The sequence below is a fragment of the Bacillus suaedaesalsae genome, assembly GCF_016890225.1.
Lineage (GTDB): Bacteria > Bacillota > Bacilli > Bacillales > SA4 > Bacillus_BS > Bacillus_BS suaedaesalsae.
This window is the reverse complement of sequence record NZ_JAFELM010000026.1, coordinates 30,581-44,152: the sequence shown is the minus strand read 5'-3', so window position 1 is coordinate 44,152 and position 13,572 is coordinate 30,581. Positions and strand designations below refer to the sequence as shown.

The 13,572-nt window shown below is 37.5% G+C and carries 11 protein-coding genes and 1 pseudogene; 8 read left to right on the top strand and 4 right to left on the bottom strand.

Features of this window, described 5'->3' with window-relative positions:
* The 4 genes and pseudogenes from JR050_RS08610 to JR050_RS08595 all read right to left on the bottom strand — a co-directional run.
* Positions 1-1,183, bottom strand: a pseudogene (locus JR050_RS08610) (IS1182 family transposase); the annotation flags it as partial.
* A gap of 313 nt (positions 1,184-1,496) precedes the next feature.
* On the bottom strand, positions 1,497-1,916 hold the full coding sequence (gene arsC, locus JR050_RS08605) for an arsenate reductase (thioredoxin) (protein WP_204203098.1): 420 nt from the start codon (positions 1,914-1,916) through the stop codon (positions 1,497-1,499).
* A gap of 13 nt (positions 1,917-1,929) precedes the next feature.
* Entirely contained in the window at positions 1,930-3,225 is a 1,296-nt protein-coding gene (locus JR050_RS08600) for an arsenic transporter (protein ID WP_204203097.1), read from the bottom strand.
* 18 nt (positions 3,226-3,243) lie between these two features.
* Complete coding sequence (locus tag JR050_RS08595) at positions 3,244-3,579, bottom strand: ArsR/SmtB family transcription factor (RefSeq protein WP_204203096.1); 336 nt, start codon at positions 3,577-3,579, stop codon at positions 3,244-3,246.
* A gap of 622 nt (positions 3,580-4,201) precedes the next feature.
* On the opposite strand from JR050_RS08595, the gene JR050_RS08590 reads away from it, so the two are divergent.
* The 8 genes from JR050_RS08590 to JR050_RS08555 all read left to right on the top strand — a co-directional run bounded on the left by JR050_RS08590 (position 4,202) and on the right by JR050_RS08555 (position 13,561).
* Positions 4,202-5,587 carry an L-cystine transporter gene (locus tag JR050_RS08590; RefSeq protein ID WP_204203095.1) on the top strand — a complete coding sequence of 462 codons (1,386 nt, stop codon included), beginning with the start codon at positions 4,202-4,204 and terminating at the stop codon, positions 5,585-5,587.
* 130 nt (positions 5,588-5,717) lie between these two features.
* Complete coding sequence (locus JR050_RS08585) at positions 5,718-7,007, top strand: MDR family MFS transporter (protein ID WP_204203094.1); 1,290 nt, start codon at positions 5,718-5,720, stop codon at positions 7,005-7,007.
* Positions 7,008-7,236: 229 nt separating this feature from the next.
* Complete coding sequence (locus JR050_RS08580) at positions 7,237-8,115, top strand: nuclease-related domain-containing protein (RefSeq protein ID WP_204203093.1); 879 nt, start codon at positions 7,237-7,239, stop codon at positions 8,113-8,115.
* Positions 8,116-8,568: 453 nt separating this feature from the next.
* Positions 8,569-9,888 carry an APC family permease gene (locus JR050_RS08575; protein WP_204203092.1) on the top strand — a complete coding sequence of 440 codons (1,320 nt, stop codon included), beginning with the start codon at positions 8,569-8,571 and terminating at the stop codon, positions 9,886-9,888.
* A gap of 79 nt (positions 9,889-9,967) precedes the next feature.
* Positions 9,968-10,438, top strand: coding sequence for a DinB family protein (locus tag JR050_RS08570; RefSeq protein ID WP_204203091.1), 471 nt, complete (start codon positions 9,968-9,970; stop codon positions 10,436-10,438).
* Positions 10,439-10,513: 75 nt separating this feature from the next.
* Positions 10,514-10,840, top strand: a complete 327-nt coding sequence (locus JR050_RS08565; protein WP_204203090.1) for a metal-sensitive transcriptional regulator — start codon at positions 10,514-10,516, stop codon at positions 10,838-10,840.
* 11 nt (positions 10,841-10,851) lie between these two features.
* A complete protein-coding gene (gene copZ, locus JR050_RS08560; RefSeq protein ID WP_204203089.1) occupies positions 10,852-11,058 on the top strand; it encodes a copper chaperone CopZ in 207 nt (68 codons plus the stop codon).
* Between the two features lie 91 nt (positions 11,059-11,149).
* Positions 11,150-13,561 (top strand): heavy metal translocating P-type ATPase, encoded by a 2,412-nt coding sequence (locus tag JR050_RS08555; protein WP_204203088.1) that lies wholly within the window; start codon positions 11,150-11,152, stop codon positions 13,559-13,561.
* The last annotated feature ends 11 nt before the right edge of the window (positions 13,562-13,572 follow it).

Sequence of the window (13,572 nt, the reverse complement as noted above, 5' to 3'; positions counted from 1 at the left end):
GCATATATCTCTTTAACTTCCTCGTGATGACGAAGATGTTCTGCTTCCTCCACATACGCTTCCCACACATGACGTTGTATAAGCTTTTGATGATTCTACTCTGTGTACATTGAGCAAGTAAAGGACAAGTCGAACAGTAATGTGGGTCAGACTTGTATTGACGATAACCTTCCTTAGTGGTGGTTGAATAGTTTAGTATCTGTCCTTTCGGACATATATAGCAGTCATAGTGCTCATCGTATACGTAATCATGTTTCCTAAAGTATCCTTCTTTTGTTCGTGGGCGTGTATATGGAAATGCCGGTGTAATGTCATTTTCTATTAGATATTGTGCAATGGCAGGTGTTTTATAAGCTGTATCAGCCGCAACTGCTTTTGGTTTACCAATTGACTCTTTCACTTTCTCTACTAAAGACTCAAGAAGATTACTATCATGAACATTTCCAGCTGTAACTGTTGAACCTAATACAAAACCTTTTCTGTCTGCATCTGCATGAAAGGAGTAAGCGAACTGTTTCGTGCGTTCATCCTTAACATAGTATCCACTTTCCGGATCTGTTGTACTTTCTTTGATCTCTTTCATCTCTTCTTGGTCAAATTTATCAGGTGGAAAAGGTGGTTTATCATGGTCTTCACGATCTTTATTAATTTCTTCTTGTAGTCGCTCCTGGTAAGCTCGAGTTTCTTTCCGCACAACTTTCTTTTCGAATTTCCGCTTATTAGCACTAGCTTTTACATGTGTTGAATCAACAAAGACGTGTTCAGCACTAATCAATTTCTTATCAGCTGCTTCTTTTAAGATTCGATAAAAGATTTGTTCAAATAAGTCTGTATCTTTAAAACGTCTTTCATAATTTTTACCGAAGGTAGAGAAGTGAGGGATCTTATCATGAAACCCATAACCTAAAAACCAACGATTTGCCATATTTGTTTCTATTTCGTCTATAGTCTTACGCATTGATCGAATACCGAATATGTATTGGATAAATGCCATTTTTACTAAGATAATTGGGTCAATACTTGGGCGACCAACTTCAGAGTACATATCTTTAACAAGAGGATAAATGAAAGAAAAATCAATTGCCACTTCAAGTTTGCGTACAAGATGATTGGCAGGAACAAGTTCATCTAAGGCTATCATTTCGATTTGATCTCTTTGTATAGAATTATGTTTCGTTAGCATAATGTCACCTCAATTATTATTCTTCTTTTATTTTAAAATAAGAAGATATTATAGAACAGAATGAATTTAAAAACCGATTGAAGTGGAATGGCACTCGACTCCTGCGGGAGGCAGTGGGACAGGTGAGACCCCACAGCCGGAACGGCGAGGAGGCTCACCGCCCACCCCGCGGAAAGCGAGTGCCATGGAGCGGAAATCACCTTGTCTTACAGAAAACTTCATAAAAATAGAAAAAAGACTGCAAACAACTCGAAATAATCGAGTTTGTCTACAGTCTGAAACTACGAGCAATAAGCTCGTAGTTTTTTGTATATTATTCTCCTGTGTCAGCAAAACGCTTAATACGGTCTCCGATATCATCACGGACACGTTGGAACATTGCCCATTTTTCTTCTTCTGTTCCTTCCGCTTTAGCTGGATCATCAAAGCCCCAGTGTACGCGTTTAACGTGTGGTGGTGTTACGGGACAATGATCTGCCGCGTGGCCACAAAGTGTAACAACTAAATCAGCATTATTTAAAACTTCAGGATCAATCGTGTCAGAAGTTTGTGTGGATATATCAATACCAGACTCGTTCATTGCTTTTACAGCATTTGGATTTAAGCCGTGTGCTTCTAGACCTGCACTTTTCACATCCCACTCTTCTCCTAAATGTTTTTTGGCCCACCCCTCTGCCATTTGGCTTCGGCAAGAATTTCCTGTACATAAGAAATAAATCGTTTTTTTAGACATAATTAATTCTCCTTTAAATGAGTAATAACCAAAGATATAGACCAACTAATGTGATGAATAAGGTTGGAACTGTTAATACAATACCTACTTTAAAGTAGTAGCCCCAAGATATTTTAACTCCTTTTGTAGAAAGGACGTGAAGCCATAATAATGTTGCGAGTGAACCGATTGGAGTAATTTTTGGCCCTAAATCGGAACCAATTATGTTAGCGTAAATTAATGCTTCTCTTACGATTCCAGTTGTATTTGTATCTGCAATTGCAAGCGCATCAATCATAACCGTTGGCATATTGTTCATGACTGATGAAAGAATCGCAGCGATAAAGCCCATGGAAATCGTTGCAACAAATAGTCCTTCATCTGCTGCAGCTTGTATTAATTGTGCAAGCAAGTCCGTTAACCCTTCGTTTCGTAAACCGTACACGACAACATACATCCCGATGGAGAAAAATACAATTGCCCAAGGTGCACCTTTTAATACTTGTTTCGTATTAACAGCAGAGCTGCCTCTCGCGATCACTAAAAATGCAATCGCAACAATTCCCGCAATAATAGAAACAGGTATGCCAGTAAATTCACTTGCGAAATATCCAATTAATAAAATACCTAGTACAAACCACGATAGCTTGAACATTCTTTCGTCTTTGATTGCCTCTTTCGGTGCTTTTAAGCTACTTTCATCGAAAGAAGCAGGAATGCTCTTACGGAAATATAAATACAAGACTAGAATACTCGCACCTAATGCGAAAAAGTTCGGTACAATCATTCTGCTCGCATATTCAACGAAACCGATGTTGAAAAAGTCTGCAGAAACAATGTTTACTAGGTTACTTACAACGAGTGGAAGAGAAGTAGTATCTGCAATGAATCCACTTGCCATAATGAAAGGTAAAATCATGCTATCCTTAAATTTAAGTGCTCGAACCATTGCTAGTACGATAGGAGTTAGGATTAGTGCTGCTCCGTCATTCGCGAAAAAGGCAGCCACAATCGCTCCTAGTATTGTAACTAAAAGGAACATTTTCATACCGCTGCCTTTTGCATAGCGAGCCATGTGTAAGGCAGACCATTCAAAAAATCCAATCTCATCTAGTATTAACGAAATGATAATAAGTGCAACGAATGTTAAGGTAGCATTCCAAACTATTCCGGTTACATCGATAACGTCCTGGAATGATACAGCACCAACTAATAACGCTAATAGCGCCCCACCAATGGCAGACCAACCTATCGATAAATTTTTAGGCTGCCAAATGACTAGTACAAGCGTAAGTAAAAAGATAAATATCGCTAATAAAGTAGATACCAATGTGTTCCCCCCTTAATTTTACTGACAGGTTATACGTAATCCCTGTTTTTCTAATTGTTGTAAGCGGTCATCTTGTGAAGGCAGAGATTTTAAAATTTCTTTTAAAAATGGATAATAGTCACTTTCTGTATTAAGAGAGTAAAAAATCCACTGGCCTTTTCGCGTCTCCTTCACTATTCCAACATCCTTTAATTTTCGAAGATGCTGGCTAATAGCGGGTTGACTCGTCTTGAAAATTTCGACAAACTCACACACGCAAAAGTCACTATGATCAAGCATTTTCATCATTGTTAACCTCGTTTTATCACCTAAAAGCTTCAATAAAGTAGCCGCTTGCTCTAATTCAATCTGCATTTCTATCACCTCACAGGATATATAATCAACGACTTATATAATAAAACACTTATATATTATTTTCAACAAGTTTAAAGTGAATTTTATGTAAACTTAGCTTTCCCATAAATAAAAAAGAGTAGAAAATTTTCTACTCTTGAGTGCTAAAACGACTGACTTTCTTACCATGTAATATAAAGTATAGACCAAGTCCAAGTAAGGCTACGGAGGAACATATAAGTAAAGAGGACTAAATCCGAGATTTGCACCTACAATACCTACAATGAATGATCCTAATCGAACCCCAATATCCAAAAGTGATAGAAAAGTGGCGGTTTCTAAACCTCTTCGAATGTATCTGCATTTTGAATCGCGATAGTTTGAAAGCTAGGAAAAGCAGTTCCCCATCCAAGTCCGATAAAAGCGGCTGACAATAAAAATAGGAGAGGTTTATTTTGTCGATCTTTATATTTCTACCGTGAAAAAGACGAAACAATAATAAGCATTTTTATTTAAACTATTATGCTTTTTCGGAACTTTTTAAAGGGGAAGAAAATATGATGAATTAATTCATACTTGACGCATATGATTAGTATGTAATATATTCATCTATGGATTTATTTTAATTTTTGGAGGGGAAATCATGACAGTTACTTGGATTTTAATTAACGTAGCTATTATGCTGTTATTAATCTTTGGTTTATACAAAATGCAGAAAAAACATGTATCATTTTCAAAACGTGTATTTACTGCGCTTGGCCTAGGGATTGTGTTCGGTCTCGTTTTACAATTAATTTACGGAGCAACATCTGAAGTCATTACAGGGTCAATTGATTGGTTTAATATAGTTGGGTCAGGATATGTTAAGTTACTTCAGATGGTAGTAATGCCACTTGTTTTCATTTCAATTGTTGCTGCATTTACGAAGTTAAAGCTTTCTAAAAATATTGGTAAGATTAGTGGGCTAATTATTGCGATATTAGTAGGAACAACAGCAGTATCAGCAGTTGTAGCTATTGGAACAACGTTAGTATTTGATTTAGAAGCAGTTCAGATCCAAGCGGGAGATGCGGAAACAGCACGTGGGGAAGATTTAGAAGTACGTCAAGGTGAAGTTGAAAGCTTAACGTTACCACAACAACTTCTTTCATTACTACCAGCTAATCCGTTCTTAGACTTTACAGGCGCAAGACCAACATCAACGATCGCAATTGTAATTTTCGCAGCATTCATCGGTGTTGCATATCTTGGGGTTAAACGAAAAGAGCCGGAAATAGCAGAGTCATTTGCTAAATTAATAGATACATTGAATACCATTACAATGAGAATCGTTACACTTATTTTACGCTTAACTCCATACGGTGTTTTAGCAATCATGACAAAAGTAACAGCAACAAGTAACTATGAAGCAATTGCAAAGTTAGGAAAGTTTGTCATTGCGTCATATGTAGCTTTGGGAATTATGTTCTTAATTCATTTATTATTATTATCATTCGCAGGATTAAATCCAATCACATACGTGAAAAAAGTATTACCAGTTCTAACATTTGCATTCACATCTAGAACAAGTGCAGGAACGCTGCCGTTAAATGTAAAAACACAAACTGAAGAGCTGGGAGTTCCATCAGGAATTGCAAACTTTGCAGGTTCATTTGGATTAACAATCGGACAAAATGGATGTGCTGGTGTATATCCAGCTATGTTAGCAATTATGATTGCTCCAACTGTAGGAATTAATCCACTTGACCCAGCATTCTTATTCACGGTAATCCTTGTAGTTGCCATAAGCTCCTTCGGTGTAGCTGGTGTTGGGGGCGGTGCGACATTTGCAGCCATCCTAGTACTATCTGCATTAGATTTACCAGTTGCTCTAGCAGGTCTATTAATCTCTGTTGAACCATTAATTGACATGGGCCGTACAGCACTAAATGTAAGCGGAAGTATGACAGCTGGTGTATTAACAAGTAAAGCAACAGGAGAGCTTGATACAACGGTTTACGTTGAGCCAAAGTCAACTGTTGGAGCATAAATAGTATTTAAAAAAATCGGAAGGCTACTAGCCTTCTGATTTTTTATTTATTTGGAATTGTATTTCCAAAAGGAGATAATTCCTATATAATCTCTCTTGTGCTTAAAATAACAACAAAGAGGGTATAACCATGAGATTACGAGATTGGGATATTAATTTAAAGGTTCGATTATACGGAGAGTTTTTAGTTAATGTTATATTTTGGATGTTTTTCCCGTTTATGGCGATATACTTTTCGGATGAATTTGGAAAGGAAAACGCAGGATTGTTGTTGATTGTATCCCAGATCTTTGGTGTCATTGCCAATCTCATTGGCGGATACTGTGCTGACCATTTTGGCAGAAAACGTATGATGGTCATTTCTACGTATGGGCAAGGATTTTCGTTTTTGTTATTTGCATTTGCAAATTCCCCATGGTACGAATCACCAATCATTAGTTTTATCAGCTTCACTATTATTGGAGTATTTGGTTCCTTCTACTGGCCAGCGAGTCAAGCGATGGTAGCAGATGTTGTAGAAGAAAAGGATCGGAACTCAGTATTCGCAATATTTTATACAGGTATTAACATAGCAGTAGTTTTTGGTCCGATTATTGGAGGTATCTTCTTTTTCCAACACCGTTTTGGATTATTATTAGCAGCTGCAATTGTTAGCTTCATCTTAGCAATATTATTGCAAAAAGTTGTGCGTGAAACAGCGCCTATGTTAGTTGATAATACTGAACCCGCCCCACGTGTTACATGGTTCGGTGCAATTAAACAGCAAATACTAGATTACAAGGTTATTGTCCAAGATAAAATTTTTCTATTGTTTATAGTAGCGGGAGTATTAGCGGCTCAAGCGTTTATGCAGCTCGATTTATTAATGGCTGTGTACACAAAAGAACTAGTTCCACTTCAAACACTACTGTCATTTGGAGACTGGAAGTTAGATATTGGCGGAGAAAAAGCATTTGGACTTATCGTCGCATCAAACGGTTTACTCGTTGCACTACTAACTGTATTTATCACTAGGCAGGCAGACAAATTCCGAGAACGAGATGTATTTATAACTTCAGCACTTATGTATGGAGTCGGTATTTTCCTATTCGGTCAAACAACTTGGATATGGATCCTGCTAGTGGCAATTCTAATCTTTACACTTGCTGAAATAATGGTCGTAGGTATTCAGCAAAGCTTCGTTTCCAAGCTTGCTCCGGATCACATGAGAGGACAGTACTTCGCAGCCGCAAGCTTGCGTTTTACAATTGGTCGTACATTTGCACCAATTTCAATTTCATTAACAATGTGGATTGGCTATGACTGGACCTTTGTAATCCTGGCATTCCTATGCGTGGCAAGTGCATTTATTTACTACTTGATGTACCAGCAGTTCGAGAAGAAAAAGAAGAGTGTAGAGTTGGAGAAAGTTTCGGTATAGGGCCCCAGGATAGGGGCTCTTTGTTTTGGGTGGAAATGGTAATTAGTCCGAAAAATACGGAAAGTCGTCCAAAAAAGCTCCAATGTCGTCCGAAAAAATATAGAACTCGTCCAAATAATTGCTAAAGTCGTCCAAATATCATTCAGAGTACGAAATATAGATTAATTTAAGAAGGAAATTCATATGTAATTATCGAATAACATTTCCATTCTAATCTAGGAGGAATAAAATGATTGTAAAAAGGAATGAAAAACCTAGAGTTCTACTACAACTTGAGGCACTTACGAAGAGATTACCCAAGAATCATCCTAAACAAAGTGATATCCAGAAGAATTTGGCTAGAAGGAGGGCGGGTTTCAATGGGGAAAATTCTTTAGATTACTATTTAGACTATCTTTCCAGTGAGAACTATCATATTTTTCACGACCTTAGGCTACACGACGGAGTTCACCATTTTCAAATAGATCTTTTGATACTCACAAAAAACTTCATATTGATTATTGAAGTTAAAAACATATCAGGTGTTCTGAATTTTGATCCAACCTTTAACCAACTTATTCGTTATCATGGTGAAAAAGAAGAATCGTTCCCCGATCCCATTCTGCAGGCGAAACGTCACAAAGCTCAGCTATATACATGGTTATCTTCAAATAAATCACCTCTACTTCCAATTGAAACTCTCGTCTTGATTAGTAATCCTTCTTCAACAATAAAAGTCCTCAATAATTCTCATCTTGTATCCCAATCAGTCATCCGTAGTCCAAATCTTTTAAAGAGGCTAACGAAAATAGAGAGAAAATATAATGTGGAAATACTTACAGGTAAGGAATTAAAGAAACTTTCACGACTACTCATAAAAAAACATAATAGCCTTCATTCTAACATTCTAGAACAGTATGACATTAAAACGAATGAGTTAAATACAGGTGTGTTCTGTTCAGTTTGTAACTACCTGCCACTAAAACGAATATATGGATATTGGTATTGCTCGGCTTGTCGGAGCACAAGCAAAAGTGACAATATACATGCGTTAAAGGAATACGCATTACTAATAAATCCTCTCATTACGAAACGGGAAATGGCAGAATTCTTACATATAGAATACTAGCAACTATGAAGAGGTTAATTAATTCAATGAATCTCACAATTATTGGCCAAACCAAAGCTCGTACCTACAATCTATCAAACTTATAAATTTTTGTTGACTTCACTCGAAATGCCTATTAATATAATATCTAATACGAAAAGATGCTTTAGCACTTAAAAGCGTTTAAGTGCGAATGTGTCTAGAGGGCTTGTAGCTTAGTAACAACTTGAAATGCAGCAGGTAGAGACTGGATGGTTGGTGAAAATCCAGGTAAAAAGTTGTGAAGTTTCACTACGAAGAAAAGCCGATTACTAAGGAGTGGATCACCGTTTTGGTGGTCAAATAGGGTGGTACCGCGGAGAATGCTCTTCGTCCCTAATGTTTATTAGGGATGGGGGGCTTTTTACTTATTTTCGTATGAGACAGTGTTAATTTTTTCCGTAAGAAAATATACCAACATCAGGGGTGAAAGAAATGAAGTTACAAAGAGGTTTAAATAAGTGGCATGGATATGCGTTAATGATTGGCGGGATGGTTGGTTCTGGTATATTTGTAGTAACTGGGGAAGCAGGTGCACAGGCGGGGCCATCTGTACCGTTAGGATATATTGTATTGCTACCAATCTTGCTTGCATCGGCGTTAGGGTATTTAGTGTATTTGAGCACTCCTCTAGGGAATAGCCCAGGTGGTGCATACATTCATATAAGTCGAACCTTTAAAAACTATTTCGTAGGATTTATTTTCATGTGGTTTCAGTATATTGCTTTGCTAGGGGTTATGACAGTTATGTCGATATCATTCGGTGAGTTTGTAGCAAGCTTGCTAGATTTTGATCATCCACTACTTATTGGTACTGCTCTTTTATTATTTTTCTTCTTCTTAAATGTGACAGGCGTTAAATGGTTTGGGAAAATTCAGTTGTTGATGACTGCTATTTTATTTGTTGCGATCCTTTTTCTAGTCATACCAGGTTTGTTTTTTATTGAGTTCAATCATTATAAACCGATGTTTCCATTTGGACTAGAAGGATTTTTAAGTATTTTACCAAGTTTATTTTTCGCGTATTTCGGTTTTGAGCAGTTGGCGCAAGCTGGTGGTGAAATGAAGAATGCGCAAAAGGAATTACCGAAGACTATGATTCGTGGTTCGATTTTAACGATGGTTATTTATTTCTTAGTTTCCTTTGTTGCGTTTGGTGTATTGCCATATCAACAGTTAGCTGCCACGCAAACTGCCATGTCAGATGTAGCTTCAACCTACTTGCCGTCTTATGGCACATGGATTGTAAACATCGGAATACTTATGGCTTTTGCTACAACCTTAAATTCATTAATGATGGTTGTATCTAGAATTTTATTTACCTTCGCAGATGATCGAATCATTCCACCGGTGTTAGCAAAAGTAAGTGAAAGAACAGGTACACCAAATTTGGCGTTAGTAATCAATGTTGTCATCGTACTTATATTACTTTGGACAAATACGATGAACTTTGTCATGATGATTGCTTTGCAAGGAATGTTCTTAATGTATATCGGTCATTCCATTGCCTTAATTGCACTACCTTATAAAAATCCGGAACTTTTTGCGCAAGCTCAATTTAAGCCGTCCAAGGGATTAATACTTATTTGTGGTTTGTTTGCGATTAGTACTTTATTATTTTTCAGCTACAAGATGCTTCTTTCGGTAGGGGACGTTCTGATTGTGTGGACAGTAGTTGGAGCAGTGGTCTATGCATTAGGAAAAAGATCAGGTAAAAAGGCAAACTTCGATTATGAAAAAAAATTATCACTTTAAAAAACAAGGCTTAGTCCTTGTTTTTTGTTTTTCTAGAAACTGGATAATATAATAGGAAAAACGGTGTGGGGGTATATTCGTGAAAAAAACAGACATTATTCTTGAGCATGAGCAACTAGTAGATTGGGTAAAATCATTACATTCCATCAATGAAACGTTCTGGTTTATGCCGTTTTCGGAAGGGAAATGGGGTACAGCAGATGTGATTTCACACTTCATTACGTGGGATCGTTTCATGCAACAGTATCGATTCCCTTATATTGAAAAAGAGTTACCTTTTCCGAAAATCGATATTAATCTTGAAAAGATGAATAAGGATGCATCTGTTTATGCGAGGTCTGGTATTGGAAAAGGAGATTTAATTGAAAAGTATATCGAGACAAGAGGACAAGTAGTCCAAAAATTAAAAGCATTTCCTGAAGAGCTATATATGAAGAAAATAACAGTTGGAAACAAGGAACTAAGCGTGGGAGAATACTTCTTCTCACACCTTGAGCACGATCGTAAACATGTGCAGCAAATAAATGATTTTATAGCTGAGAATAAATAATGGAAAATAAGTTCAACTTATATGTTGCGCAATATACCCTATGGTGGTATATTATTAATGTGAGGAGGGGAAGAAATGGAAGAAAACAAACACGTTGAATGTTGTCATACACATACAGGCGAACGTAAAAGTCACCACTCCGATGAAGTAAAAAAGAATTTAGTAAGTCGTCTCAACCGAATTGAAGGCCAAATTCGAGGAGTAAAAGGACTCATTGAAAAAGATACGTATTGCGATGATGTTATTACTCAGATTTCTGCAATCCAGTCAGCGCTAAATAGTGTTGGTAAAATATTATTAGAAGGTCACTTAAAAAGCTGTGTTGTGGAAAGAATACAGGAAGGCGACGACGAAGTAATTGATGAGTTTTTAGTTACAATACAACGATTAATGAAAAAATAGGAGGAATAGTCATGGAAAAAGTAACATTAAACGTAAAGGGTATGTCTTGCGGACATTGTGTAAAAGCTGTAGAAGGAGCAGTTGGACCAATGGAAGGCGTGAGCAAAGTAAAGGTTAACTTAGAAAATGGAACAGTCGATGTTGAATTCGATGCTTCAAAAGTAACGTTAGCACAAATTAAAGAATTAATTGATGATCAAGGATACGATGTTGCATAATAGGTGCTCTCTCTAAGTAGCACTTTTCTTTTAAATATAAATATACCCCCGCGTGGTATAAAATAGACTCACTTAGTGAGGAGGAAAAAACATGAGCAGTGAAAAAGAAACAACCATGCAAATAACAGGGATGACATGCTCAGCTTGTGCAGTTCGAATTGAAAAAGGATTGAGCAAAATAGACGGTGTACAAAATGCAAATGTAAACTTTGCACTTGAGAACACAACGGTTAAATTTGATCCTTCTGTTACAAATGTAGAAGAACTACAAAAGAAGGTAGAAGCACTAGGTTATGGAGTAGTTAAGGAGAGAAAAGATTTTAATATAACCGGGATGACATGTGCAGCATGTTCGGCTCGAATTGAAAAGGGCCTAAATAAACTAGAGGGAGTAACGAACGCAACGGTTAATTTAGCATTAGAAACAGCCTCAGTTGAATTTAACGGTTCCGAACTAACAGTTCAAGATGTTATCGCACGAGTAGAAAAGCTAGGTTACGGAGCAGCTCTTAAGGAAGAACAAGAAAATCATGGGGATCACCGGCAAGAAGAAATCGAAAAGCAGACGGGTAAGTTTTTATTTTCCATGATATTATCACTGCCTTTACTTTGGGCGATGGTCAGTCATTTCTCTTTTACATCATGGTTATACTTGCCTGAAATGTTGATGAATCCATGGGTTCAACTGTTACTTGCGACACCTGTCCAATTTGTAGTTGGTAAGCAATTTTATGTAGGAGCATACAAAGCACTTCGAAACGGTAGTGCTAATATGGATGTACTTGTAGCATTAGGTACGTCAGCTGCATACTTCTACAGCTTATATTTATCAATTGTTTCCATAGGTTCAAATGAACATATGGTTGAGCTTTATTATGAAACAAGTGCTGTTTTAATTACATTAATTTTACTTGGTAAGCTTTTTGAGGCAAAAGCAAAAGGTAGATCTTCTGAAGCCATCAAAAAGCTGATGGACTTACAGGCAAAAACTGCGACAGTAGTGCGTGACGGAAAAGAAATTGAACTTCCTTTAGAACAGGTAATCGTAGGAGATGTGATTCATGTAAGACCTGGTGAACGAGTTCCTGTAGACGGGGAAATAGTAGAAGGACGCTCTGCATTTGATGAAAGTATGATCACAGGTGAAAGTGTACCTGTTGATAAAACGGCTGGAGACACAGTCATCGGTTCTACAATTAATAAAAATGGATTTATTAAAATGAACGCAACGAAGATTGGAAAAGATACAGCTTTAGCTCAAATTATTAAGATTGTAGAGCAAGCTCAAGGTTCAAAGGCGCCGATTCAACGTTTAGCGGATAAAATATCAGGGATTTTTGTTCCGATCGTAGTGGGGATAGCTGTTCTTACCTTTATTATTTGGTTCGTATGGGTAAGTCCTGGAGACTTTGCGGAGGCTTTAGAGAAGTTAATTGCAGTTCTAGTTATTGCTTGTCCATGCGCATTAGGCTTAGCAACTCCAACGTCAATCATGGCTGGTTCTGGTCGAGCAGCAGAATATGGAATTCTTTTTAAAGGTGGAGAGCATTTAGAATCGACTCAAGGTGTGACAACCGTTGTACTAGATAAGACAGGAACCATTACAAAAGGAGAACCTGAATTAACAGATACCATTATTTTAGCGGATATAGAAGAAGAAGAGTTTTTACGTGTAGTAGGATCTGCTGAAAAGCAATCGGAGCATCCACTTGCCGTTGCGATTGTGGAAGGAATTGCAGCGAAAGGAATAACACTAAGTGATGTATCAGATTTTGAAGCATATCCAGGTTATGGTATTAAAGGGCGAGTAAAAGATTACAATCTATTAGTAGGAACAAGAAAGCTTATGAAGCAACATCAAGTCGAACTTCAAGATGCTGAACGTAAAATGATTGTACTTGAAAGTGAAGGGAAAACGGCAATGCTTGTTGCGATCAATAACAAACTTGCGGGTATTATTGCTGTAGCGGACACGGTGAAAGAAACTTCTAAGCAGGCTGTAAGACGTCTACAAGAGATGGGTCTTGAAGTGATTATGATGACGGGTGATAACGAAAGAACAGCAGGGGCAATTGCAAAAGAAGTTGGTGTAGACCGAGTAGTAGCAGAAGTGTTACCTGAAGGAAAGGCAGATGAAATTAAAAAGCTGCAAGCGGAAGGTAAGAAAGTCGCAATGGTCGGAGATGGAATTAATGATGCACCGGCGTTAGCAGTTGCTGATGTAGGAATGGCGATTGGTACAGGTACGGATGTTGCGATGGAAGCGGCGGATATTACGTTAATTCGAGGTGACTTAAATAGTATTGCGGATGCGATTGAGATGAGTAAAAAGACAATGGCGAATATTAAACAAAACCTATTCTGGGCATTCGGATATAACACACTGGGTATTCCAATTGCCGCGATCGGCCTTTTAGCTCCTTGGTTAGCGGGGGCGGCGATGGCATTTAGCTCAGTATCTGTCGTTCTGAATGCACTACGATTACAAAAGGTTAAATTATAAGGAGAGAAAAA

Excerpts from the sequence above, each read along its gene's own strand:
- JR050_RS08595 (WP_204203096.1), bottom strand. The coding sequence starts at position 3,579 with ATGCAGATTGAATTAGAGCAAGCGGCTACTTTATTGAAGCTTTTAGGT.
- arsC (WP_204203098.1), bottom strand. The coding sequence starts at position 1,916 with ATGTCTAAAAAAACGATTTATTTCTTATGTACAGGAAATTCTTGCCGA.
- JR050_RS08590 (WP_204203095.1), top strand. The coding sequence starts at position 4,202 with ATGACAGTTACTTGGATTTTAATTAACGTAGCTATTATGCTGTTATTA.
- JR050_RS08565 (WP_204203090.1), top strand. The coding sequence starts at position 10,514 with ATGGAAGAAAACAAACACGTTGAATGTTGTCATACACATACAGGCGAA.
- copZ (WP_204203089.1), top strand. The coding sequence starts at position 10,852 with ATGGAAAAAGTAACATTAAACGTAAAGGGTATGTCTTGCGGACATTGT.
- JR050_RS08585 (WP_204203094.1), top strand. The coding sequence starts at position 5,718 with ATGAGATTACGAGATTGGGATATTAATTTAAAGGTTCGATTATACGGA.
- JR050_RS08575 (WP_204203092.1), top strand. The coding sequence starts at position 8,569 with ATGAAGTTACAAAGAGGTTTAAATAAGTGGCATGGATATGCGTTAATG.
- JR050_RS08580 (WP_204203093.1), top strand. The coding sequence starts at position 7,237 with ATGATTGTAAAAAGGAATGAAAAACCTAGAGTTCTACTACAACTTGAG.
- JR050_RS08555 (WP_204203088.1), top strand. The coding sequence starts at position 11,150 with ATGAGCAGTGAAAAAGAAACAACCATGCAAATAACAGGGATGACATGC.